This window comes from Paenibacillus durus, from assembly GCF_000756615.1.
In the GTDB taxonomy this organism is placed as follows: Bacteria; Bacillota; Bacilli; order Paenibacillales; family Paenibacillaceae; genus Paenibacillus_AQ; species Paenibacillus_AQ durus.
Window position 1 is genome coordinate 3,083,444 of record NZ_CP009288.1, and the last position, 22,364, is coordinate 3,105,807.

Here is a 22,364-nt window from a genome sequence, read left to right on the forward strand (position 1 = left end):
GATTTCGAAGCTCTAGCCAAGTATTGCTTGGGATTCCCCGAACTAATGAAAGGAAGGAAGCTGCATGAGCGTAGTCGTTACGGAAGCGGCCATGCGCCGCGATGAGGAAGGAAATTATGTAGGGAGAACTGTATTCAGTCTGGAGGGCCATGCGGCCAGCTATGAGATTACGTTCTTCAGCAAAAAGGGCAAAGAATGGGATTACAGCCTGAGCTTTGCGGGTGAATCCGGCAGCGAGGAGCAGTTTCTGGAGCTGGATTCACGGCTTGAGGAAGATGACGACCTGTTTGACCAACTTCTGGATGCGGCTCTGGACGCGGAGGGATAGGGAACAGCGGAGAACAATAGAGTGATCATGCTGAAGTAAGCGGGCAAACAAAAGAAAAAACGGCGGTTCGCCCGCCGTCGTATTAACTATCCGATCATAAGATGTCCTTCGGGATGGCGGTACAGCTCCTTGCCTTTGGTCGGCCTGAGGGCATAAGCCAGCGTCAGCGGTCCGGTCCGTCCCATGAACATAAGAATAATGATGAGAATCTTCCCGATGGTCGTAAGCTCCGTTGTCAGTCCCATGGTAAGCCCTGAGGTTCCAAACGCGGACACCGCCTCGAACATGACCGCAAGGAAATCGGCTTTCTCGGTGATGGACAGGAGCATCGTTGCGGTCATCACAAGGAGTAGGGAGAGCAGCGTCATGGTTATGGCCCGGTAGACGTTCTCCTTGGACAGACGATGCCGGAACAGAACAACATCCTCTTTTCCGCGAATACGCGAGTACACGGCGGCGATGAGCAGGGCGAAAGTCGTCACCTTGACCCCCCCGCCGGTTGAGCCCGGGGCTGCGCCGATGAACATTAGCAGAATAATCAGGAATTGAGTGGATTCTCTAAGCTTATATATATCAATAGTCGTGACCCCGCCGGAACGGGGAGTAAGTGCTTGTAAAAAGGAAGCCATCACCTTTCCGCCGGGATGCAGCGGCCTCAGCGTATGATAGATTTCCAGCCAGAAAAATAATGCCGCACCGGCAGCGATCAGAATAAGCGAGGTCCACAGAACCACTTTGGAGTGCAGAGTAAGCCGCCTCCGTTTGCGGAAATCAATCACATCGGACAATACAATAAAGCCGATGCCGCCCAGAAAAATAAGCAGGATCGCTGTGATATTAACCACCGGATCTTCCGCATACCGCGTCAATCCGCTGAACGGACCATGCACATCGCCAAAGAGGTCGAAGCCGGCATTGTTAAAAATCGAAATACTGTGGAATATCCCGTAGTATATTGCTTTGCCCGCCGGCATGTCCTTTAGAAACCTTAGCGCCAGCACGGACGCTCCGGCAAGCTGGATCACAAGCGAATAAATCAGAACCCGGCGAATGAGGAGCACGATCCCCTGTATGGAGTTCTGGTTCATCGATTCCTGCAGCAACAGCCGCTCTTTAAGCGATATCCGTCTATTAAGAACAAGCGTAACCAGCGTCGCCATCGTCACGAAGCCAAGGCCCCCGAACTGGAACAGTACGAGCAGCACAATCTGGCCGAAGGTGGTAAGTCCCGTGCCTGTGTCGATAACGGCAAGCCCGGTCACGCATGTAGCGGAGGTCGCCATAAACAGCGCGTCGATCCAGGAAATACGGCCGTTCGCCGATGAAATGGGAAGAGACAGCAGTACGGTTCCCGCGATGATTAGCACAATAAAGCCGAGTGCAAGAATTTTGGGCGGAGTCAGATGCAGCCCGCCGTAGGATAGATTGGCCATAGGTCATTCTCCCGGGTATCAGTGTGTTGGTCCATGCATTGTGACAAATTATATCATAATATTATGCGCTTCCCCTAAGCAAACGGGAGGAAATGACATTAATATATCGAAAGTTACATTAGGAATGTCCAATTCCCATCTTTCAAAGGGGGTAATGACAGTGAACAGTCCCATCCTAAACAAAATCGGTGCTGTTTTTGTTCCGGTCAGCGATATTGAGAGGTCAAAAGAATGGTATTGCCGTCTTCTAGGTTTACCGCTTGACGATGAAATATTGTTCGGACATTTGTTCGTGATCCCGATGGATGGACCTGCCATTGTGCTTGACAGCAAAATTTTCACAATGGAAAGCGTGCTGAATACGCCGTTATTTCACCTGAATACCAACGATATTGACGCCGCCTATGATTTTGTTAAGCAGAGCGGAGCCGAGATACTAACCGATATTGAGCATGATCATTGGTTCAACTTCAGAGACCCGGACGGTAATGTGCTGATGATCTGCCGCAGCTAGGAGGTCTTTTGGTTGATCGAAAAAAGCTTCTTCATCAGGGAAGCGGTCCCGGAGGACGCCCGCGGGGTTGAGACGCTGTACCGTCTGCTGCTCCCGGATCATCCGGGTATTGAAGTACTGCCCGAGCGAATAAACCAAATAGCGGCGAATCCTGACAGCTTCTTGTTCGTATGCGAGGAAGATAACCGGATTATAGGCACCGTGCATCTGCATCTCTGTATGGATGCGCTCAGCGGCAACCGCCCTTTTGCTGTTGTGGAAAGGGTGATTGTATCGCCGGAAATGCAGGGAAAAGGCTGCGGCGCGGCTTTAATGAGTCATGCCGAGCAGACAGCAGTGGACCGCAGCGCACTCAAAATCATGCTCTCCAGTGCTTCCCGAAGAGGGGAAGCCCATCTCTTTTACACCGCGCTCGACTATGATGGGGAAGGAAGCAAGCTTTTTAAGAAATATCTCTAAAATGACAGATGATTAATCGATGGGAAGTGTACACTGGTGAAAGTAACTTTTAGGGAGCTGGTTCCCGGCGATGCCGAGGAGCTTCTTCGTCTGCAGCACAGTATGGATAAAGAAACAGCCTTTATGCTATTGGAACCTGGGGAGCGGCAAACCGACTTGCGGCAGGTTCAGGACATGATCGAAGGATTTGTAAGGTCCAAGACATCCAAACTGATCGGAGCGGAGGTGGACGGACAGCTGGCGGGCTATGTTTCAGCCAGAGGAGGCAGCGTAAACCGCAACCGTCACAGCGCTTATCTCGTAATGGGGCTGCTGAAGCGGTATCAGGGAATGGGTGTGGGCAGCGGACTGCTGCGGAAGCTTATTGCCAGGGCGGAAGAGGCTGGTCTCGTTCGGCTGGAGCTTACGGTAATGAAGCATAATGAGCGGGCCATTGCCTTGTACACCAAATGCGGCTTCACCGCCGAGGGGACCAAAGTGAAGTCGCTTAAAGTAGACGGCGCTTGGGTGGATGAACTCTATATGAGCAAAATTATCGGCTTCGCTGCACAGGAGAATACATAGGATGGGCGGTTCACCGTCAACCCGGGAGCAGAGGATTGGCTGACCGGCCTGCTGATATCGGATGAAAGGACATGAGGGACTAACCAAGAAGAAACGGCTTCGCCGTCCTTTTAGGGACGGTACCGTTTCTCGTAGAAATATAAGACAAAATGATAAGCGCTCAGGCTTATAAAGTCTTATATTTTAAAAAATGCGGCCCCCCTCTAAAGCGAGAATGGGCCGCATTTATCATTGCCTGCTAGAACGCTGATCAGACTTTTACGTAAGAGATTCTTCCATTGTCTCCTCGTGGGTTGACCGAACCGCGATCTCCACCTTGCGGATGCGGTGACGGTTCATTTCACGGACGATAAGCGTGGTGTCCCCCTCTGTGATTTCTTTGCCGACAGCAGGCTCTTCAAGATGGCTGTACAGCCATCCGCCGATCGTGGTCACCTCGTCATCGTCAAGATCCAGGCCGGTCAGCTGACGCACCTCGGGAAGAGACACTTTGCCGTCCACCAAGTAATGGGATTCGCCGAGCTTTTCCACATTTTTGCGTTCATCTGCGTCAAATTCATCCCGAATCTCGCCGACGATCTCTTCCAGAATGTCCTCAATCGTAATCAGTCCGGAGGTTCCGCCGTATTCGTCAAGCAGGAGGGCAATATGCACTTGTTCCCTCTGCATGCGCGTCAAGAGTGTCTTAACAGGCGTTACTTCGGAAACGGTTAGGACAGGGTGAATAAGGTCTTTGAAATTGAAATCGGGATTATTGTCATATTCGAGATACCATTGCTTTGTATTGACCATCCCGACGATGTTGTCCTTGTTGCCATCCGCCACCGGAAACCGGGTATACTGCTCTTTCCGGATAATATCCAGGTTCTCTTGCAGCGAATTATTGGTATAAAGGCAAACCATATCGGTACGCGGAACCATGATTTCACGGGCCAGCATTTCATCAAAAGCAAAAATGCGGTTGACATAGCCGTATTCGGCTTTGTTGATCTTGCCGCTCTCATAGCTCTCGGACAGGATCAGACGGATTTCTTCCTCCGAGTGCGCCTCTTCATGTTCGCTTGCCGGCTTCATCCCGAACAGGCGAACGAGAAGAGTGGCAGAACCGTTAAGCAGCCAGATAAAAGGAAACAGGATACGATAGAACCAGATAATCGGTTTGGCGGTCAAAAGACTGATTTCTTCGGCTTTGTTGATAGCTGCGGTCTTCGGTGCGAGTTCCCCCATAACGACATGCAGAAATGTCGCAATAAAGAATGCAAGCACGAACGACAGGACATGGCTAAATTCGCTGCTGACGCCGGCCCAGTGGAAGAACGGATAGAGCAGCTGCTCAAACGCGGGCTCCGCAAGTGCACCGATGCCTAGGGCAGTAATGGTGATGCCAAGCTGGCAGGCGGACAAATATCCGTCCAGATTGGCGGAAACCTTTTGAACAGCAATCGCATTTTTGCGTCCTTCAAGCACCATTTGGCTGATCCGGCTTCCCCGCAGTCGTACAATTGCAAATTCCGTAGCTACAAAAAAAGCGGTAAAAATAATCAAAACGGCCACCAACGTCAAACTAAGTCCTATACCCATATAATCGGTACCATCCCTTTCCTTCGTAAAATAGGTTATACTCAAATTATGAGTTCATATGAACTTATTGTACGAACTTTTCGGTCATAATTCAAATCTTCTGCATTAAATATGAATTCCATGATCTAAGGAGGGCTGATGGAGATGGAATCCTTTACATTGACCCGAGCTGAAATGTCCGCGCTTCTGCTTTCGCTTACCGGAACGTCTGGGTCTACTCCGCTGAATATTTTGCAGGAAGCATTGACCAAGCTTCATCAACGGATGATGAGAGAGGGGTCATCACTTAACGCGTTCTTATCTACAAATATTCCGGCGATTTTGCAAAAAATAATCAAAGGCGGGAAGGCCAAAGGTCTATCCCTTCAGGAAATTGCCGCGCTCGGAGCGCTAATAGAGTATTCCACAATTTCCATTACCGCTATGCAGAACTGGGTGAAACGAGATTTCAAAGAATATCTGGGCGCGCCGCTTGAAGGGAAAAAGTATTCGATCAACCAGGCGGCCATGCTGTTCATGATCGACGATCTCAAATCATCACTCGACTTCCGGAGTATTAACCGGCTCTTCCGCATGCTATTCCTAAAGCCGGAACGGGACGACGACGATCTGCTTGAGCCTGTTCAATTGTACGGCGCCTATGCCTCATTGTTTGAAGAGAACAGAGACAGCGCCGGACATCAACAGGACAAGCCTTGGGGGTGCGAAGAATTGGCCAAGGCCGCCGAGAAGGCTGTAAAGCGGCTATCCCATCTGAACCGCCCACAAAGGGAAACCGTACGAAACTCGCTTCTAGTCGCTGCGGTCTCGGTTCAAGCCTGTTATTTTCAGACGCTGGCCAAGCAGTATTTCAATGCCTCCCTGTTTTTGGATTTCTAGTGCGGCTATATAATGACAGGTTTCAATCCAAATAGGGAAGATTATATACAATTACGAAGAGGGAACAGAGAGGGAAATAAAGATGGGGGGAAATAAAGATGGGAGCAAATACATTGCTATCAAGCAAGAAGCAGCGCAAGCTGCTCTTCAGCGCGGGCCTGAGCTGGATGTTCGACGCGATGGACGTTGGCATGATATCTTTTGTCGTCGCGGCACTTGCCAAGGAGTGGAGCCTTAAATCGGAACAAATCGGCCTGCTGACCAGCATCAACTCGCTCGGAATGGCTGCGGGCGCGGCGGCTGCGGGCATATTGGCCGACAAATACGGACGGAAAAATATTTTGCTCTGGACGTTGGTCATCTTCTCGGCAGCCACCGGCTTGTCGGCACTGGCCGCAGGTTTTGCCATACTGTGCGTGCTGCGTTTCATCGCAGGCTTCGGGCTTGGCGGCGAGCTTCCCGTCGCATCCACGCTCGTATCCGAGAGCGTCGAGCCTGCGGAGAGGGGCCGGGCGGTCGTTCTGCTCGAAAGCTTCTGGGCGCTGGGCTGGATTGCGTCCGCGCTGATCGCTTATTTCGTTATCCCGTCATACGGCTGGCGGCTGGCACTCGTAATCGGAGCGGTTCCGGTCCTGTATGCCCTTTATCTCCGGCGGGCTATCGACGATTCTCCCCGGTTTGCAGGAATCCGCAAGGCGCCCGTTCCATTCAAGACGCGGTTCGCCTCGGTATGGTCGGCAGACTACCGCAAGTCAACCGTTATGCTCTGGATACTGTGGTTTACGGTCGTCTTTTCTTATTACGGGATGTTCCTATGGCTGCCTTCGGTGATGGTGCTCAAAGGCTTTAGCCTTGTCCGGAGCTTTGAATACACGCTGATTATGACGCTGGCGCAGCTTCCCGGTTATTTTACCGCCGCTTACTTCATTGAGAAGTTCGGGCGCAAATTCGTGCTTGTCGTCTACTTGTTCTTTACTGCTGTCAGCGCAGCCTGGTTCGGCTTCGCCTCATCCGAGGGGATGCTGATTGCCGCAGGGATCTGCCTGTCGTTCTTCAATTTGGGCGCATGGGGCGGAATGTATGCCTACACACCGGAGCTGTATCCTACAGCTGTCCGCTCGACGGGAGTCGGAATGGCCGCGTCATTTGGCCGGATCGGCGGCATTATCGCTCCCTTGCTTGTCGGTGTTCTTGTTGGACAATCCGTCGGGATTTCATCCATTTTCCTGCTGTTCTTCGCTACGATTATCGTAGGCGCCATAGCCGTGCTGTTTCTGGGTAAGGAAACGAAAGGTACGGATCTGATGTAGGTTTGGATCAATGGAGTGAAACTTATATTTTTTTCAAAAATTCATCAAATTATCCATAAAACACTTCTTTGTTTCCTAAATGAACATTGTGGTCGGGATGCGATACTTCACGGGCGAGGCAATTTGGGATTAGTGATTGCATTTTAACAAAATCTTCGTCAGATACTGCATCGTTGCCTTTTGCCCTAATTAACAACACCGGACACTTTAGGCTCGGTAATAGATGGAACCAATCTTCATCATACGCAATGCTGGCAGCCATCGCCTGTGAACTGAACATCATCTGATATCCCTCTGCCGTTTCAGTCAAACTATTTATGAAATATTGATAGCTCAAACTCGAATCCATGGCTTGCCTTATAAAATCTTGGGCTTCAGTTAAGCTGGAAAATGGTAATGGCCAATCCTTGGTCAAAGGATCAGTGGTTGGGATTTGATCTAACGGCGGCGTGTTTGGATTGGCTGGTCCGGATGCGGATCTGTCAAGTATAGCTAATGCTTTTACGTACTTCGGATATAACGCTGCTAAATACCCAGCCACTCGTCCGCCCATCGAATGGCCTACTGCAATGACTGAATCTATCTTTAAAAAATCTAGTAGCTCAATCATGTCCTCAGCCATTTCTTCAGCCGTATATTTCGAAATAGGTTTGCTGCTCAATCCGTGTCCCCTTTGATCCGGTGCGATAATTCTGTAATGCTGCCCATAGTGCTCAATAAAATCAACCCAGGTTTCCGCTCTTCCCCATCTTCCATGAAGACAAAGTATCGCTGGCCCTTCGGTTCTGGTATCAAAATAAAACAGTTCGACGTTCTTCAACTTCACAATGTTTCTGTGGATTTTTGTTTTTTTCATATCCATCATTATAATCCGAATAAACGTTCCCATAGTAGGAAGCATATCATATAATTCATGATATAATGGGAAGAACTATATAGGCGGTTCTTGGACTGCCGGTAATGGAGCGGGATGGATCGATGAGCTATGACGACAAGCCGCATTTCTCGGAGCTAGTCTGGGAAGGCGATGAAAAAAATATGGCAGTGCCTTCGCGTGAAGACGTTCGGGCGGAGGAAGTGAAACAAGCGGATGAAGCGGACAAGAACCGGAGCTTGGCGAAAAAAAGCCGGAGTCTGCCTGAGAGACCCGAACAGCTGAAGCTGTGGGACTTGGCGCTTCCCGAGCGCCGCGAAGAGAAGCGAAGCGGGCGTATTGGTGCGGCTGTGCCCCGAAGGGACGAGACTTTATATTCAAAAGAGGGCGAACACCGGAAACCTGTTGCCGTCTCCCGGCCGGCTACGACGGAAAGCCAGTTCGTAGAGCGCGCTAGAGAGCTGGCCGATTACACCGAGGCGTCAGCGGAATTTGTTAAGTTCAAGAGCTACTGGCCAACCTACGGGCACATGACCGGTCCGCAGACGAAATGGTACTTTTATTGGCGGAATAAAGTTCGGCACGGCCGTTATCCCGAAACCGATCTGTCTTATATTTTTCTGCATGTATATGAGCTGATTAACGGTGTCGGCTGGGATACGCCGCAGGACGGCTATGAACAGCTATCCGGGTTATGGGAAGCTTACCGGGGCACCTTCAAGCGTCTGGATCATTATCTCGGCGGCTGGATTGCGGATTTCTCCTTTATCCACGAATTGAATATTCCGCTGCGGAAAATTGTCGTCCGGGCCAAGGGGCTGGGCGGAGACCTGGCGGAGCTGGAGCTGGCGCGCTGCCTTACGTCCGCGCCGGAGCAGCTGACTTTACCCGCGCTGTCCTTGATGTCTGACTATGACATAACCAAATCAAAGTTCTACACGGGTCCCGGAAATGAAGTGCTGGAGCGCTTTCTTCCGCAGGTAATTGCTCTGATCGACGCTTATGTAAGGCGCAAGCACGGCACATCGCTGCTTGAAATGTTCCCCTCGGACCCTCCGGTGACAAGGGAACGCTACTTATTCCGCAGCGCCGTCTATGATATTTCCCTGTATGGCTATTCCATCCTCGTTCCGGTGGTCCGTATCAGCAAATCGCCGCCGCTGCGGAGCCTGGTTACCCGGCTGTTCCGGCTTACGGAGAATAAGCTGCGCGCGCTGATGGACTTTCGGGGCCGCCTGAAGGGGATTTCTATCGACAAAGACATCGAGGAGCTGGTCAGCAAATTCCTTGAACGGGAATTCCGCAAGGCGGAGCGGGAAGAGAAAGGGCCGGACATTGTCATAGATCAGGACAGGCTGGAACAGCTGCGCAGCGACTCGGATGCCGTCCGTCAACTGCTGACGGTGGAAGAGCCGGCTGAGGAGAAGCCCTCGGTTGAATGGCCTGTGACAGACCTGCTAACAGTGGACGGACCTGACGTATGGGAACTTCATAAACAGGACGGTAAAGAAAAAGAATGGGAACGAATAAGCGAAGTACAGTCTTCCGACGATGAGGCAAGGGTTCCCGAAAAGCAGCTGGCTGAGGAGCTTCAGGTATCTGGGTGCGGGGCTGCGAGTGAGACAGTGACAAGCATCCCTGAGGGCAGCGAGACCGTTGCCGACGGGCTTGCAGCGCTTGGCGGACCGCAGAATACGACCTCAGCGTCTGGAAACGAATGGGAATCATTGGCCGGCGCGCTTAGTCCTTTGCAGCGTGAAGCTGTATTGGCTCTGTCCGGACCGGAAGGTCCGGCTGCGCTGCACAGATTAGCCGCCGCCCACGCGGCGCTGCCCGACCTGCTAATTGATGAAATTAACGAAATCGCAATGGATTTGCTTGGCGACCTGCTAATCGACGGCGAAGAGCTGTCGCCCGAATACGCATCCATGCTGCACTTTTTTAAGAGGTGAGACCCGAAATGAACGAACTTAAAATCCCAAAAAGAATGACAACGGCGCTGGTCAATTCCCTTACGGCAGGCGTTGTTCCGCGAATCGGACTGGAGCATGTCGCCGTCGGCCGCCGCGCGGAGATCGAATCGATTCTGCGCGATCTTGACAACATTGCTGAAGGAGGCGCAGCCTTCAAGCTCATTACGGGCAAATACGGCAGCGGCAAAAGCTTTCTGCTGCAAATGATCCGCAACTATGCGATGGATCGCGGCTTCGCGGTTGCCGACGCGGATCTGTCTCCCGAGCGCAGACTCGTCGGCACCAAGGGACAAGGACTGGCAACTTATAAGGAGCTAATGAGCCACTTGTCCACCCGCACCCGCCCGGACGGCGGAGCGCTGGAAGCCGTGCTGCAGAAATGGATCTCTTCTCTTCAGCAGAAGATTATGCAGGAACAGGGGATCGACCCTGGGAATCCGGTTTTTGCCGCTGAAGTCGAGAAAGAAATTTATGCCGTTGCATCGGATATGCGCAGTCTTGTGCATGGCTTCGACTTCGCCAAGGTGCTGGCGGCTTACTGGAACGGCCACAAGCTTGGAGATGAAGACCTTAAGCAGGAGGCGCTGCGCTGGCTTCGCGGCGAATTCGCTACACGCACGGAATCCCGCAAGGCGCTGGGGGTCGGCGTCATTATCGATGACGACAACTGGTACGAATATATGAAGCTGTGGGCGGAATTCTCCGCAGCCATTGGCTACAAGGGGCTGCTGCTGTTCATCGATGAAGGGGTCAACCTTTACAAGATCACGAACAGCGTTTCAAGGCAGAGCAATTATGAGAAGCTGCTCACCATGTTCAATGACACGATGCAGGGCAAGGCGGAGCATCTAGGGATATTTCTTGGCGGAACGCCGCAATTTGTCGAGGATCACCGCCGGGGATTGTTCAGCTACGAGGCGCTGCGGTCTAGGCTAGTGGCCGGAAGGTACGGAGCCGCCGCTCCGAGTAATTTCTCGGGGCCGATCATTCCGCTCGATATGCTGTCTTCCGAGGAGATTCTAGTGTTGCTGCAACGGCTTCGGGATATTCATGCGCTGCATTACGGCTATCCGTCCGCGTTGACAGACGATCAGCTCGTGCATTTTATGGAGGAAGCCTCGTCGAGGCTGGGAGCGGATGAGCTTCTGACGCCCCGCGAGCTCGTGCGCGATTTTATGGATCTGCTGCATACGCTGTACGGCAATCCGGAAGCCTCGTTTGCGAGCCTGGTCGGAGAACGGACCGGCAAATCCGATGAAGGCAAGGACCCATCGATGGACGATCTGCTGGCGGAGTTTGAGCTATGAGCGATAATCCGTTTTACCGGCTTGCGCCGTTTATTAAGGAGTTTATTTATAAAAACCGCTGGGAGACGCTCCGCGAAGCGCAGGTGGATGCCTGCCGGGTGGTGCTGGAATCGCCTGATCATCTGCTGATTGCATCGGGAACCGCATCCGGCAAGACGGAGGCGGCATTTTTCCCTGCGCTGACCGAACTTTACGAGAATCCCTCTTCTTCGGTAGGGATACTATATATCGCCCCGCTCAAAGCGCTGATCAACGACCAATTTGCCCGGTTGAACGACCTGCTGCTGGAGGGCGGCATTCCCGTCTGGCATTGGCATGGCGATGTGCCGCAGGCGGAGAAGACGAAGCTGATGAAGAATCCGTCCGGTGTGCTCCAGATTACCCCCGAGTCGCTGGAGGGCCTGCTGATGAACCGCCCGAATGCCATTCCGGCGCTTTTTGGCGATCTGCGTTTTGTCATTATTGACGAAGTGCATGCCTTTATGGGCGCCGACCGGGGAATCCAGGTGCTCAGCCTCCTGGCAAGGATCTCCCGTATGGCAGGCTGCTCGCCGCGCCGGATCGGGCTGTCCGCTACGCTCAGCGATTATGGCACCGCTACGCGCTGGCTTGCCGCAGGCACGCGGGAGCAGGTGCAGGTATCCGCGCCGCAGGGCGGAAGGAAGCTGCGCTTAAGCATTGAGCATTTTTCGTTTCCCGATGCCAGGGATGAGAAGCAGTCCGAGCAGCTGGAGCTTGTCCGCAAGGCGTATTATGACTATATTTACGACCATACCCGGCTCAAAAAAGCGCTCGTCTTCACCAACAGCCGAACCGATGCGGAAACGGCAATCCTTGAAATGAGGCGCATCGCGGCGAAGCGCCAGGAGCCGGACGTGTTCCACGTCCACCACGGCAGCATTTCCGCGATGCTGCGGGAGGAGGCCGAGGCCGCGCTCCGCGAAGGCCCCGGTGCGGCAGTTGCCGCAGCGACGCTCACGCTGGAGCTGGGCATCGACCTTGGCCAGCTGGAGCGGGTGATGCAGCTCGGGGCGCCGTACAGCTGCTCCAGCTTCGTGCAGCGGCTGGGCCGATCAGGCCGGCGCGGCGACGCCGCGGCGGAGATGATGTTCGTCACGCCGGAGGAAGAAGACGAGGAAGCGCAGCTGCCGGCGCGCATGCCCTGGACGCTGCTCCGGGCAATCGCCGTTACCGAGCTCTATGTGCGGGAGAGATGGGTCGAGCCGCTGATGGTCCGGCAAATGCCGGTCGGTCTGCTGTACCATCAGACGATGAGCATCCTGAAGAGCATGGGCGAGGCTGAGCCGGAGGATCTCCGCGATGCTGTTCTCTCGCTCCCTTCTTTTCAAGGGTTCAGCGAAGATGATTATGATGCCTTTATGGCCTATCAGCTAGGAATGGGACAGATTGAGCAAATGGACGAAGGCAGTCTGTTGATCGGGCTTGCCGGAGAGAAAATCGTCAACAATTTCCGCTTCCTGGCCGTCTTCAAGGACGATGAGGAGCATGTCGTATATAACGGGACAGAGGAAATCGGCTCGATTACAACCGTGCCTCCGCCGGGTTACTGCTTTACGCTGGCTGGCAAGCTGTGGAAGGTGGAAGAGGTCGACAACCGCCACAAGGCGGTATATGTGAAGTCGTCACGCGGCAAGGTCGATACGCTGTGGCTTGGCGCGGGCGGTGATGTGCATACCCGGATTATGACCAAAATCCGGGACATTCTCGGTGATACGGCACTGTACCCGTATCTCGCGCCGAGAGCGGCGGCCCGGCTCGAACGGGCAAGGCGGCTGGCGCGGGAGAGCGGGCTGCTTCAGCGCTCCGTGCTTCCGGCGGGCGGCGACTCGCTGTTCATTCTGCCCTGGGCGGGCAGCCGGACGTTCCGCACGCTGGAGCGGCTGCTGAAGCATCAGCTGACGCGTCCGCTGGGGCTGCGCTCGGTAGTGCCGATGGAGCCGTACTACATGGTCGTCGCCGGAAAAGCGGACGCCGACTGGCTGGAGGCTTCCATCATGGAAGCGAGCGCCGGCGGGCTTGACCCGCTTGCGCTGCTGGCGCCGGGCGAAGCCCCATACCTGGGCAAATACGACGAGTGGATTCCCCAAGACCTGCTGCGCAAAGCTTTTTCCTTGGACGGTCTGGATGTCCCGGGCTTCCATGAGATGGTGCAGCGTTGGCGGCTGAACTAATCTTACTCCAAGATCACTAAAAAACTCCCAATCGGCTGGTAAACAGCAGAAGGGAGTTTTTGCAAAAGGATTATTTATCTATACATCCGAGTCTGTTACAGCACTGCCGTGCCTATAGTACTGCCGCGCCTACAGCGCCTCCGAGAATACCGGCTGCAACGACGGAGAAGAAGACAAACCATACAACCCGGCGCGGAAATGAGCGGTAAACCATAAGCAGCGACGGCAGGCTGATAGCCGGCAGTGTCACGAGCAGCGCTCCCGCAGCGCCCGTGCCGAATCCGAAGGAAAGAAAGGTTCCGATAATCGGAATTTCCGCAGCTGTCGGAATGACAAATAGTGTGCCGGCGATGGCGAAGACCAGAACGGCAAGAATGCCGCTGGTAATTCCGGCTCCGAGTGACGGGAACATCCATGCCCGTGCCGCTCCCAGCAGCAGAACCGTAATGATATAGGCAGGTACAACGGCCAGAAGCATTCTTCCGGCAGCGGCAGCCCAACGGAGCAGCAGCGGGCCTTGCGGCGCGGGAGCTTCCATGGCAGGTTTAGCCAGCGTATCGGGAACCTGTGCGGTCCCGGCGAATTTATTAGCCAAGTAGCTGACGCCAAACGTAAGAATCAGCCCAAATACGATTCGCATCAGTGTAAATTTCCAGGACAGCACAAAGGTCATGAAAATGAGCGTTGCCGGGTTCAAGACGGGATTGCCGATCCAGAAAGCAAGCGTGGCGCCAACCGATACGTTTTTCTTGCGCAGGCCGACAGCGATCGGTGCGGCGCAGCACGAGCACATCATGCCGGGCAGAGAAGCAAGTCCCGCGATCGCCGTGCTTTTAAAGTTAGCTTTTCCCAGAACCCGCAGCAGCCACTTGGACGGGATCAGAACCTGTACAAGCGAACCGAGCAGAATACCGAGCACAGCGGCTTTCCATACGGATCTGAAATACGCTATAGCATAATCCAAAGCAGCTTGCAGCGAAGGTGCGGGAGCCGCAGCTTCTTTGCCGGTCAAAATGGAAGAACCGATAGAATGCTCGGCAGCAGCCTTAAACGCTTTGTGATAGTAGGGCCACCATTTGACATAGGAGAGTCCGGCCACGGCAATGAGAAGAAAGATGACCGTAAATACGATGGCTTTATAATCCTTTGGTTGATTGGAATACGTAGTACTGTTTGTTACTGGTGACATAGCAGCGAATAAACCCCCATCCTTTTATTTCAAATTTCATAATTATAGCATAATAAGGTCGTAAGGGAAGCACTATTTTGCGCAATATTGTTAGGATCGTGTAATATAGAAGGTGCTATTGTTTTCCATTTCATGAATACTTCGAATATAAGGAGTTGTCCCTTCAATGTCTCTTGCCGAACCTATTAAATTAACCTCGTTATCCTCCAAGGGAGGCTGCGGCTGCAAAATCGGCCCCGCCGATCTGATGCAGGTTCTCCGGAATTTGCCGAAATCGGTGCCGAATCCCGATCTGCTCGTCGGACTCGACACAAGCGATGATGCGGGAGTGTATCGTCTGAGCGATGAACTGGCGCTGGTGCAGACGGTCGATTTCTTTACACCGATTGTTGACGATCCGTATTCCTTCGGTCAAATCGCCGCCGCCAATGCGCTGAGCGATATTTACGCTATGGGCGGCAAGCCGCTGACCGTGCTTAATATCGTCGCTTTTCCCATTTCCACACTGGATAAGAGCATTCTGGCCGATATACTTCGCGGCGCTGCGGATAAGGTAAGTGAAGCGGGCGCTACGCTGGTCGGCGGCCATTCCATTGATGACAAGGAGCCCAAATTCGGTCTTGCCGTTACCGGACTCGTCCATCCCGATAAAGTGCGGACCAATGCCGCCGCGCGTCCGGGGGACAAGCTGATCCTGACCAAGCCGATCGGGGTCGGCATCCTGACAACTTCGATTAAGAAAAACCAGCTGTCACCCGAAGAAACCGCGCGTCTGACAGCGGTCATGTCCACATTAAACAAGACGGCAGCCGAAGTCATGAGCTCGTATGAAGTCCACGCTTGCACGGACGTAACGGGCTTCGGACTTCTCGGACATGCCTCGGAAATGGCCAAGGGAAGCGGCAGCGGACTCGTGATCCGCAGGGAAGCCGTTCCGGTGCTGCCGAGAGTCCGCGAGCTGGCGGAGCAGGGCTTCGTTCCAGGAGGAACCCGCAACAATTACGCCCATCTGGAAGGTACGATTATTTATCCGGAATCGCTGGATCTAATTGGCCGTTATATTTTATGTGATGCCGTCACCTCGGGAGGACTGCTGATCTCTGTCGCCGGGCATGACAGCGAAGCGCTGCTGCGTGATCTTGCAGCCGCAGGAGTTGAAGCCGCAATGATTGGAGAAGTCACCGCCGAGCACCCGGGACAGATTACGGTCATATAAAAGTCCGGTGCAAGCAACTTAAGCCGAGGGGCAGGAGCAACAGAGCCGGATGCCCCTAAGCGGCCTTTGATCGCATTCACAGCAGGATACAAGAAGGAGAGAGACTATTGTTTCAGGATATTACACTCGAACAGCTTCGGGCGCTGCAAGACCGCAAACAGATGACGATCATCGACGTCCGTTCCCCCTCCGAGTACAGAGATTCCACAATTCCGGGCAGTCTCAACATTCCGCTGTTCGACGATGCGGAAAGGGCTGAGGTCGGCACCCTGTACAAGCAGACGAGCGTTCAGGCGGCAAAAGACCGCGGGCTGGAGCTTGTCTCCGCTAAGCTTCCGGTTTTCATACGGCAATTCGCTGAAATCCCCGGGGACAAGACGGTATTTTGCTGGAGAGGCGGCATGCGGAGCCGGACGACGGCGACCCTGCTCTCCCTGATGGATATTCACGTCAACCGTCTGACCGGCGGCTACAAAGCGTACCGGAAATGGGTGATGGAATCGCTGGAGTCCTATAATTTCAAGCCGCATTCCTATATTATCCACGGGAACACCGGGACTGGAAAAACGGCGCTGCTGCACCGTCTTCAGCGTAACAGCTATCCAGTGATTGATTTGGAGGGCATCGCCGGACACCGGGGGTCGATTTTCGGACAGGTCGGACTCCAGGCGAATAATCAAAAGACCTTTGACAGTCTGCTGCTGGAGAAGCTGATCACGCTTGAACATTCTCCGTATGTACTGTTCGAGGCGGAGAGCATGCGGATTGGCAAGGCAGTGATGCCGCCGTTTATGGGCCGGCAGAAAGAGACGGGTACTCAGCTCTGGATTGAAATGCCGCTTGAATCCCGGGTGGCGCAGATCATGAAGGACTATCGCCCAGAAGAGCATCAGGAGGAACTCCTGACAGCATTTCGCAGAATTAAATCCCGTATTCATGTGCCCGTCGCGGCGGAGATTGACCGGAGCCTGGTAGCAGGAAACTTCGAGAACGCGGTCCTGCTGCTGCTGGAGCATTACTATGATCCGAAATACGATTATACATCCCTCTTGTACGGCGAGTCTGAGAAGGTAACGTTCAAAGTCAACCATTTGGATGAGGCGGAAGCGGCGGTAACCAATTGGCTGCGGGAACGTCACCCCGAGTCTTCCAGTCGAGGAAATTGGAAGCTGCAGGTATAGACAGCGGCCGCGTTTGCCGTGTGGCTGGCGCATCGCCTTGCCAATCGGACGGCATTTAACGCATAAACCCGCTGCGGTATTCGCTTGGAGACTGCCCGCACCAGTTACGGAACTGTTTGGAAAAGTAGAGCGCATCGTTAAAGCCGACGGACGATGACACTTCATCAATCGTCAAGACTCTGCTTTCCAGCAGTTCTTTTGCTTTGTCCATCCTGATTTTCATCAGATACTGCTTCGGGGATAGACCGGTCCGTTCCTTGAAAGCTTTGGAGAAATGGGCCCGGTGATACCCCAGAGAGGAAGCCATCTGGCTGATGCCGAGCTGCTGATGATACTGAAGCGAGATCCAGCGTTTGGCCTGTTCAACCTGGCGGTCGATCATTTCCGAATGCTGTGCGGCCGTGTCCCGCAAGTCTCTGCTCGCAAGTCCTAGTCTATGGATCAGCAGCCTCAGCCAGCCCGATGCTTCCAGACTTTCCAGTTCGGGAAAGGGCGATTGCTTGAAAGAATGCTTAATCCGCCGGTAGAAAGAATGAAGAGCCCAGGGGTCAGCACCTTTTAACACAGGCTTCTCCTGAGAAAATCCCGCTTCCTTAAGCAGCCGTGAAGCACCATCTCCTTGGACCGCCACCCACACATACTGCCAAGGCGTCCGCCGGTCCGATTCATAGCTGAACAAGCTGCCCGGCATAATGAGAAACGAATCCCCCGCCTGACATAAATATTTACGCCCTTCGCTTACAAATACACCCTCACCGGAAAGCACGGTATGAATTAAATAATAGTCATGGACGGATGGGCCGACTTTGTGGCCGGGTTTGGGACTGCCTTCTCCGCTAAAAAGAACAGTCAACTCACCCTCGCTAGGATGCAGGTTAATGCTGATTTCAAATTGATAATGATCCGGATTCATTGATTCCTCCAGCTTGAGAGATAGGTGCTCTTAACAACAACTTTATCATAAATATACGACAAACCTCCATATGTTCCTTTTATTCCTCCATATAAATTCCATCGGCTCTGCTCTATAGTAAATTGTGAAGAGAGGGAACGAAGCCGCAGTACAAAGCTGCATTATCCATAGGTTTTTTCAATAGTTACCAGAAAGAATATGCGCTGAGCGGCAGCAATCGTCCCAACACAAGGAGGAATAGAATCGATGTCCAAAATTACATTTATCGGAGCAGGAAGCACGGTTTTTGCCAAAAATGTATTAGGAGATTGCATGGCTACACCGGCGCTTCAAGGGTTTGAGTTGGCGCTGTACGATATTGATTCCCGCCGTCTGTCGGATTCCGAGAATATGCTGCTCAATTTAAAGCAAAGCGGCGGCAGCACCTGTGAAATCAAAGCCTACTCCGACCGCAAAGAGGCGCTGCGCGGAGCCAAATACGTCATCAACGCCATTCAGGTGGGCGGTTACGATCCCTGCACCATCACCGACTTTGAGATTCCGAAGAAATACGGCCTCCGTCAGACGATTGCCGACACCGTCGGCATTGGCGGCATTTTCCGCAACCTGCGCACCATCCCGGTTATGCTCGATTTTGCAGCGGATATCCGTGAAGTGTGTCCGGACGCTCTCTTTTTAAATTATACGAACCCGATGGCCGTGCTCACGAATGTGATGAATACGTACGGCGGTGTGCGGACCGTCGGCCTGTGCCACAGCGTGCAGGTATGCGTGCCGCATCTGTTCGAGCATCTGGGCATCGAGCAGGAAGGAGTGCAGGCGAAAATCGCCGGGATTAACCACATGGCATGGCTGCTGGAGGTTACGAAAGACGGCAAGGACCTGTATCCGGAAATCAAAAGACGGGCCGCCGAGAAGCAAAAAGAACCGCATAACGACATGGTCCGCTACGAGATTATGCAGAAGTTCGGCTATTACAATACGGAATCGTCGGAGCACACGTCGGAGTATCACCCGTACTTTATCAAGCGGAACTATCCTGAGCTGATCGACCGCTTTCAGATTCCGCTGGACGAATATCCGCGCCGCTGCGTAGAGCAGATCGGACGCTGGGAGCATATGCGCGAGGAGTTGGTGAATAACCGCAATCTGGAGCATGAGCGCTCGCATGAGTATGCGTCATATATCATGGAAGCCATCGAGACGAACGTTCCTTACAAAATCGGCGGCAATGTCATGAACACCGGCCTCATCACCAACCTGCCGAGGGAGGCTTGCGTAGAGGTGCCTTGTCTGGTGGACCGCAGCGGAATCCAGCCGACCTTTATCGGAAACTTGCCGCCTCAGCTTGCGGCGCTGAACCGCACGAATATCAATACCCAGCTGCTGACGATCGAAGCGGCGATAACGCGCAAGAAAGAGCATATCTATCATGCGGCGATGCTCGACCCTCATACAGCAGCTGAGCTGTCCATGGATGATATCGTAAGTATGTGTGATGATCTAATTGCTGCTCATGGAGATTGGCTCCCAAACTATAATTGATATTTCAAGAAAAGTCATAATGGACAATGCAATCCCATATCCCTAAAACAAGTGATTTTTTCTGCAAAGGAGGGATATGCTTGGATGAATTCGTCGCCCGGTCGTTAGATGAAATACGATTTTGGTCCAGGATCATGAAGGAGCATTCATTGTTTCTTGGGTTAGGATTTAGAGCAGAGGATACTCAGCTTAAAAAAGAAGCAGACCGGTTTTACGCGATTTTTGAGGATATTGAGCGAAGATCCCATGAATTTCAGCCTAATGCAGATCCGCACACAATCCAAAATTTTAATACAGAAGTGGCTATTGCGGCGACTAATATTTGGGCTTTTAAAAGAATGGTGCTAGGCCTGATCCTGCAATGTAAACTTCCCGGACAAACAAACTTCCCTTTACTGGTGGATCATATTAGCCGGGAAGCCAATTATTTCAGAAACCGCTTAGAAGAACTTAATACGGGGAGACTCGAACCCTTACCCGATGCGATTATCGATGAAAATGTCTTTTTCTTAAAGATTATGGCCGATCATGCAAAATTTATTGGTCATTTGCTTGACCCATCTGAACGGAAATTGGTCGATCAAGCGCGGGAATTTAGCAATGATTTTGATAAACTGGTATTCCAGGCGATTGATCTAAGTTCTATGCGTCCTCAATCTCAAACTGTTCCGCTGCTAAGTCAATTTGTTGATGAAAACAAGGTATCCGTAAAATCATTGCGCGATTTCAAGAAAACAGCACGCGATTTAATCGATGAATGCCGGATAAAAAGTATTATTCATCCTTTATTAGCGGATCACGTATTTCGCGAAGCCGAACGGTTTCTCTTCATTCTCGATATGTTCGATCAAGCCTTATCGGGTGCTAAGGTAAACAAGAGGGAAATTCTGCATTAATTATTTGGTTCGTACTATAGGAAAAAAAAGGCGCGCTGAAATCGGCTCGTCTTTTTTTTGTGGGCGGGAAATCGTCAGGTTTGCATAGCGCAAACATTTTTCGCGTAGGCAACTTTGTTTGACTGTCTTTATTTATTAACCTTAACGAAACAACGTTTCTCTAGACCCACTTATACCCAGACTGATACTATAAGCAGGTATGAAAGCGAATTGGAAGGGGCTTTATCTTAGAATGGATCAGCAAAGGTACGATAACTTGAAATTAGGTGAGCGTGGAGCAATAGTTAGTATTATCGCTTACATCTGCTTATCTGCTTCAAAATTAATTATTGGTTATGCAGCTAACTCTGAAGCTTTGAAGGCGGATGGTCTGAATAATGCGACGGATATTGTTGCATCCATTGCCGTTTTAATTGGTTTAAAATTAGCACGGAAACCAGCAGACGAAGATCATCCGTATGGACACTGGAAATCGGAAACCGTAGCTTCTTTAATGGCTTCTTTTATCATGATGGCTGTAGGGTTGCAGGTGCTTTACGAGGCTGTTATTTCAATGTTTCTTGGAAAGCAGCAGTCTCCTGATCTCATTTCCGCATGGACAGGGATATTCTGCGCAATTGTAATGTACTGTGTATATCGATACAACAAAAAATTGGCACTCAAAATAAACAGTCAAGCCGTTATGGCTGCGGCTAAAGATAATATATCTGATGCATTTGTGAGTATTGGAGCGGTAATTGGGATCATCGGCTCCCAGTTTAAATTGCCTTGGCTTGATCCGCTTACGGCTGTTGCGGTTGGATTCATCATTTGTAGAACGGCTTGGGAAATTTTTTGTGAAGCATCCCATTATTTAACTGACGGTTTTGATGAGAATATGATTCAATCATTCAAAGAAACCGTATTGAAAGTAAACGGAGTAGAGGGTGTTAAAGAAATAAGAGCCAGAAATTACGGAAGCAATGCAGTCGTAGATGTTGTATTGCTTGTTGGAGCAAAACTGGAGTTTCAAGAAGCTCATGAAATCGCAACACGGGTGGAAGATGAATTAAAGAGTAATTCTGATGTTTATGAAGTCCATGTTCATTATGAGCCAGCAAAAATAGCTAAAGCTTAAAAAGAGTGTCTACATAAAAAATAGAGAAAGCTAGGGGATTAGTCTTGAAAATAATGACGCTGAACACCCACGCATGGATGGAAACCGACCAGCTTCGGAAAATAGAAGACTTGGCCGATTATATCAGGGAGCAGCAGTTCGATGTTATCGCTCTGCAGGAGGTCAATCAGTCGAAGGGCGAAGAAGCGTTGTCCGCAGTGTCTTTGGACCGTTTTGTCCAGGCCGAACCGGAAACGGTGATCAGTCAGGATAATTACGCCTACGTTTTGCTGCAAAAACTCGGTATCCCCTATTATTGGACATGGATACCGGTACATACGGGATTTGTAAAGTACGACGAGGGTCTGGCGATCTTGACGCGCAAGCCAATCACCAGCGCCTTCAGTGAGTACGTTTCGGTTATAAGAGACTATGAGAACTACCGCACACGGAAGATTGTCGGCGTCAAAGCAGAGATTGACGGGGAGGAATCCTGGTTTGTAAGCGGTCATTTCGGCTGGTGGAATGATGAAGAGGAGCCTTTTCGAAGGCAATGGGATGCCGCACAGACGAAACTGGACACACTGAAAGAATTGCCGGTATTTATCATGGGCGACTTCAACAATGTGGCGGAGATTCGGAACGAAGGCTATGATTATGTTATTGAAAAAGGCTGGCATGATCTATATGCCACCGCTTCCGCTAAAGATGACGGAGCCACTGTCACCAAGGCCATCAAGGGCTGGGACGACAATAAAAGCAAGCTGCGCATTGATTATATTTTCTCCAATCGGCCGCTGCGGGCCAAGTCCTGCCATGTCGTCATGAACGGCATTCGGGGAGCGGTCGTCTCGGATCATTTCGGGGTAGCTGTGGAGCTGTAAGGCAGAAACTTAAGGGAGTGTATATGCCGC

20 protein-coding genes are annotated in these 22,364 nt (G+C 51.9%); 15 read left to right on the top strand and 5 right to left on the bottom strand.

Features of this window, described 5'->3' with window-relative positions:
* Nucleotides 1-64 precede the first annotated feature (64 nt).
* Nucleotides 65-328, top strand: a complete 264-nt coding sequence (locus PDUR_RS13265; RefSeq protein ID WP_042206689.1) for a hypothetical protein — start codon at nucleotides 65-67, stop codon at nucleotides 326-328.
* A gap of 86 nt (nucleotides 329-414) precedes the next feature.
* Here the strand turns inward: PDUR_RS13265 and PDUR_RS13270 are convergent, their stop codons facing one another.
* A complete protein-coding gene (locus tag PDUR_RS13270) occupies nucleotides 415-1,761 on the bottom strand; it encodes a TrkH family potassium uptake protein (RefSeq protein WP_042206690.1) in 1,347 nt (448 codons plus the stop codon).
* 160 nt (nucleotides 1,762-1,921) lie between these two features.
* Between PDUR_RS13270 and PDUR_RS13275 the strand changes: the two genes are divergently transcribed.
* From PDUR_RS13275 to PDUR_RS13285, 3 genes are read left to right on the top strand one after another with little or no spacing between them, the layout of a single operon-like run.
* Entirely contained in the window at nucleotides 1,922-2,275 is a 354-nt protein-coding gene (locus tag PDUR_RS13275) for a VOC family protein (protein ID WP_025694385.1), read from the top strand.
* A 12-nt stretch (nucleotides 2,276-2,287) separates the two neighbouring features.
* Complete coding sequence (locus PDUR_RS13280) at nucleotides 2,288-2,734, top strand: GNAT family N-acetyltransferase (protein ID WP_233277372.1); 447 nt, start codon at nucleotides 2,288-2,290, stop codon at nucleotides 2,732-2,734.
* A 36-nt stretch (nucleotides 2,735-2,770) separates the two neighbouring features.
* Entirely contained in the window at nucleotides 2,771-3,298 is a 528-nt protein-coding gene (locus PDUR_RS13285) for a GNAT family N-acetyltransferase (protein WP_052410211.1), read from the top strand.
* Nucleotides 3,299-3,556: 258 nt separating this feature from the next.
* On the opposite strand, the gene PDUR_RS13290 is transcribed toward PDUR_RS13285, so the two are convergent.
* The gene (locus PDUR_RS13290) at nucleotides 3,557-4,879 is read right to left on the bottom strand and encodes a hemolysin family protein (RefSeq protein WP_042206691.1); all 1,323 of its coding nucleotides are present in this window, start codon (nucleotides 4,877-4,879) and stop codon (nucleotides 3,557-3,559) included.
* 144 nt (nucleotides 4,880-5,023) lie between these two features.
* On the opposite strand from PDUR_RS13290, the gene PDUR_RS13295 reads away from it, so the two are divergent.
* Nucleotides 5,024-5,758 carry a DUF1836 domain-containing protein gene (locus PDUR_RS13295; RefSeq protein ID WP_042206692.1) on the top strand — a complete coding sequence of 245 codons (735 nt, stop codon included), beginning with the start codon at nucleotides 5,024-5,026 and terminating at the stop codon, nucleotides 5,756-5,758.
* A gap of 98 nt (nucleotides 5,759-5,856) precedes the next feature.
* A complete protein-coding gene (locus PDUR_RS13300; RefSeq protein ID WP_042206693.1) occupies nucleotides 5,857-7,068 on the top strand; it encodes an MFS transporter in 1,212 nt (403 codons plus the stop codon).
* Nucleotides 7,069-7,117: 49 nt separating this feature from the next.
* On the opposite strand, the gene PDUR_RS13305 is transcribed toward PDUR_RS13300, so the two are convergent.
* Nucleotides 7,118-7,924 carry an alpha/beta fold hydrolase gene (locus PDUR_RS13305; protein WP_042209339.1) on the bottom strand — a complete coding sequence of 269 codons (807 nt, stop codon included), beginning with the start codon at nucleotides 7,922-7,924 and terminating at the stop codon, nucleotides 7,118-7,120.
* A gap of 122 nt (nucleotides 7,925-8,046) precedes the next feature.
* Here PDUR_RS13305 and PDUR_RS27300 point away from each other — a divergent pair, with 122 nt between their 5' ends.
* Genes PDUR_RS27300 through PDUR_RS13320 form a run of 3 tightly spaced genes read left to right on the top strand, consistent with a single transcriptional unit; the run spans nucleotide 8,047 to nucleotide 13,414 of the window.
* Nucleotides 8,047-9,894, top strand: a complete 1,848-nt coding sequence (locus PDUR_RS27300; protein WP_052410212.1) for a TerB N-terminal domain-containing protein — start codon at nucleotides 8,047-8,049, stop codon at nucleotides 9,892-9,894.
* 8 nt (nucleotides 9,895-9,902) lie between these two features.
* Nucleotides 9,903-11,222, top strand: coding sequence for an ATP-binding protein (locus PDUR_RS13315; RefSeq protein ID WP_042206694.1), 1,320 nt, complete (start codon nucleotides 9,903-9,905; stop codon nucleotides 11,220-11,222).
* Nucleotides 11,219-13,414, top strand: a complete 2,196-nt coding sequence (locus PDUR_RS13320; protein ID WP_042206695.1) for a DEAD/DEAH box helicase — start codon at nucleotides 11,219-11,221, stop codon at nucleotides 13,412-13,414. Before PDUR_RS13315 ends, PDUR_RS13320 begins: the two co-directional genes overlap by 4 nt.
* A gap of 112 nt (nucleotides 13,415-13,526) precedes the next feature.
* Here the strand turns inward: PDUR_RS13320 and PDUR_RS13325 are convergent, their stop codons facing one another.
* A complete protein-coding gene (locus PDUR_RS13325; protein ID WP_052410213.1) occupies nucleotides 13,527-14,603 on the bottom strand; it encodes a permease in 1,077 nt (358 codons plus the stop codon).
* A 166-nt stretch (nucleotides 14,604-14,769) separates the two neighbouring features.
* On the opposite strand from PDUR_RS13325, the gene selD reads away from it, so the two are divergent.
* A complete protein-coding gene (gene selD, locus PDUR_RS13330; protein ID WP_042206696.1) occupies nucleotides 14,770-15,819 on the top strand; it encodes a selenide, water dikinase SelD in 1,050 nt (349 codons plus the stop codon).
* Nucleotides 15,820-15,926: 107 nt separating this feature from the next.
* A complete protein-coding gene (gene mnmH / locus PDUR_RS13335) occupies nucleotides 15,927-17,000 on the top strand; it encodes a tRNA 2-selenouridine(34) synthase MnmH (RefSeq protein WP_042206697.1) in 1,074 nt (357 codons plus the stop codon).
* A 55-nt stretch (nucleotides 17,001-17,055) separates the two neighbouring features.
* On the opposite strand, the gene PDUR_RS13340 is transcribed toward mnmH, so the two are convergent.
* Nucleotides 17,056-17,913 carry an AraC family transcriptional regulator gene (locus PDUR_RS13340; protein ID WP_042206698.1) on the bottom strand — a complete coding sequence of 286 codons (858 nt, stop codon included), beginning with the start codon at nucleotides 17,911-17,913 and terminating at the stop codon, nucleotides 17,056-17,058.
* 246 nt (nucleotides 17,914-18,159) lie between these two features.
* On the opposite strand from PDUR_RS13340, the gene melA reads away from it, so the two are divergent.
* From melA to PDUR_RS13360, 4 genes are all read left to right on the top strand, one after another.
* Nucleotides 18,160-19,458, top strand: coding sequence for an alpha-glucosidase/alpha-galactosidase (melA, locus tag PDUR_RS13345; protein ID WP_042206699.1), 1,299 nt, complete (start codon nucleotides 18,160-18,162; stop codon nucleotides 19,456-19,458).
* Between the two features lie 80 nt (nucleotides 19,459-19,538).
* Entirely contained in the window at nucleotides 19,539-20,354 is an 816-nt protein-coding gene (locus PDUR_RS13350; protein ID WP_042206700.1) for a DUF2935 domain-containing protein, read from the top strand.
* Nucleotides 20,355-20,586: 232 nt separating this feature from the next.
* Nucleotides 20,587-21,471 (top strand): cation diffusion facilitator family transporter, encoded by an 885-nt coding sequence (locus tag PDUR_RS13355; RefSeq protein WP_042209343.1) that lies wholly within the window; start codon nucleotides 20,587-20,589, stop codon nucleotides 21,469-21,471.
* A 44-nt stretch (nucleotides 21,472-21,515) separates the two neighbouring features.
* Nucleotides 21,516-22,334 carry an endonuclease/exonuclease/phosphatase family protein gene (locus PDUR_RS13360; protein ID WP_042206701.1) on the top strand — a complete coding sequence of 273 codons (819 nt, stop codon included), beginning with the start codon at nucleotides 21,516-21,518 and terminating at the stop codon, nucleotides 22,332-22,334.
* Nucleotides 22,335-22,364: the final 30 nt, after the last annotated feature.

What these genes read in the sequence shown, in the direction of transcription:
- PDUR_RS13340 (WP_042206698.1), bottom strand. Translation starts at nt 17,913, where the DNA reads ATGAATCCGGATCATTATCAATTTGAAATCAGCATTAACCTGCATCCT.
- PDUR_RS13270 (WP_042206690.1), bottom strand. Translation starts at nt 1,761, where the DNA reads ATGGCCAATCTATCCTACGGCGGGCTGCATCTGACTCCGCCCAAAATT.
- PDUR_RS13355 (WP_042209343.1), top strand. Translation starts at nt 20,587, where the DNA reads ATGGATCAGCAAAGGTACGATAACTTGAAATTAGGTGAGCGTGGAGCA.
- PDUR_RS13325 (WP_052410213.1), bottom strand. Translation starts at nt 14,603, where the DNA reads ATGTCACCAGTAACAAACAGTACTACGTATTCCAATCAACCAAAGGAT.
- selD (WP_042206696.1), top strand. Translation starts at nt 14,770, where the DNA reads ATGTCTCTTGCCGAACCTATTAAATTAACCTCGTTATCCTCCAAGGGA.
- PDUR_RS13300 (WP_042206693.1), top strand. Translation starts at nt 5,857, where the DNA reads ATGGGAGCAAATACATTGCTATCAAGCAAGAAGCAGCGCAAGCTGCTC.
- PDUR_RS13265 (WP_042206689.1), top strand. Translation starts at nt 65, where the DNA reads ATGAGCGTAGTCGTTACGGAAGCGGCCATGCGCCGCGATGAGGAAGGA.
- PDUR_RS13315 (WP_042206694.1), top strand. Translation starts at nt 9,903, where the DNA reads ATGAACGAACTTAAAATCCCAAAAAGAATGACAACGGCGCTGGTCAAT.
- PDUR_RS13295 (WP_042206692.1), top strand. Translation starts at nt 5,024, where the DNA reads ATGGAATCCTTTACATTGACCCGAGCTGAAATGTCCGCGCTTCTGCTT.
- PDUR_RS13320 (WP_042206695.1), top strand. Translation starts at nt 11,219, where the DNA reads ATGAGCGATAATCCGTTTTACCGGCTTGCGCCGTTTATTAAGGAGTTT.
- melA (WP_042206699.1), top strand. Translation starts at nt 18,160, where the DNA reads ATGTCCAAAATTACATTTATCGGAGCAGGAAGCACGGTTTTTGCCAAA.
- PDUR_RS13290 (WP_042206691.1), bottom strand. Translation starts at nt 4,879, where the DNA reads ATGGGTATAGGACTTAGTTTGACGTTGGTGGCCGTTTTGATTATTTTT.
- PDUR_RS13305 (WP_042209339.1), bottom strand. Translation starts at nt 7,924, where the DNA reads ATGAAAAAAACAAAAATCCACAGAAACATTGTGAAGTTGAAGAACGTC.
- PDUR_RS27300 (WP_052410212.1), top strand. Translation starts at nt 8,047, where the DNA reads ATGAGCTATGACGACAAGCCGCATTTCTCGGAGCTAGTCTGGGAAGGC.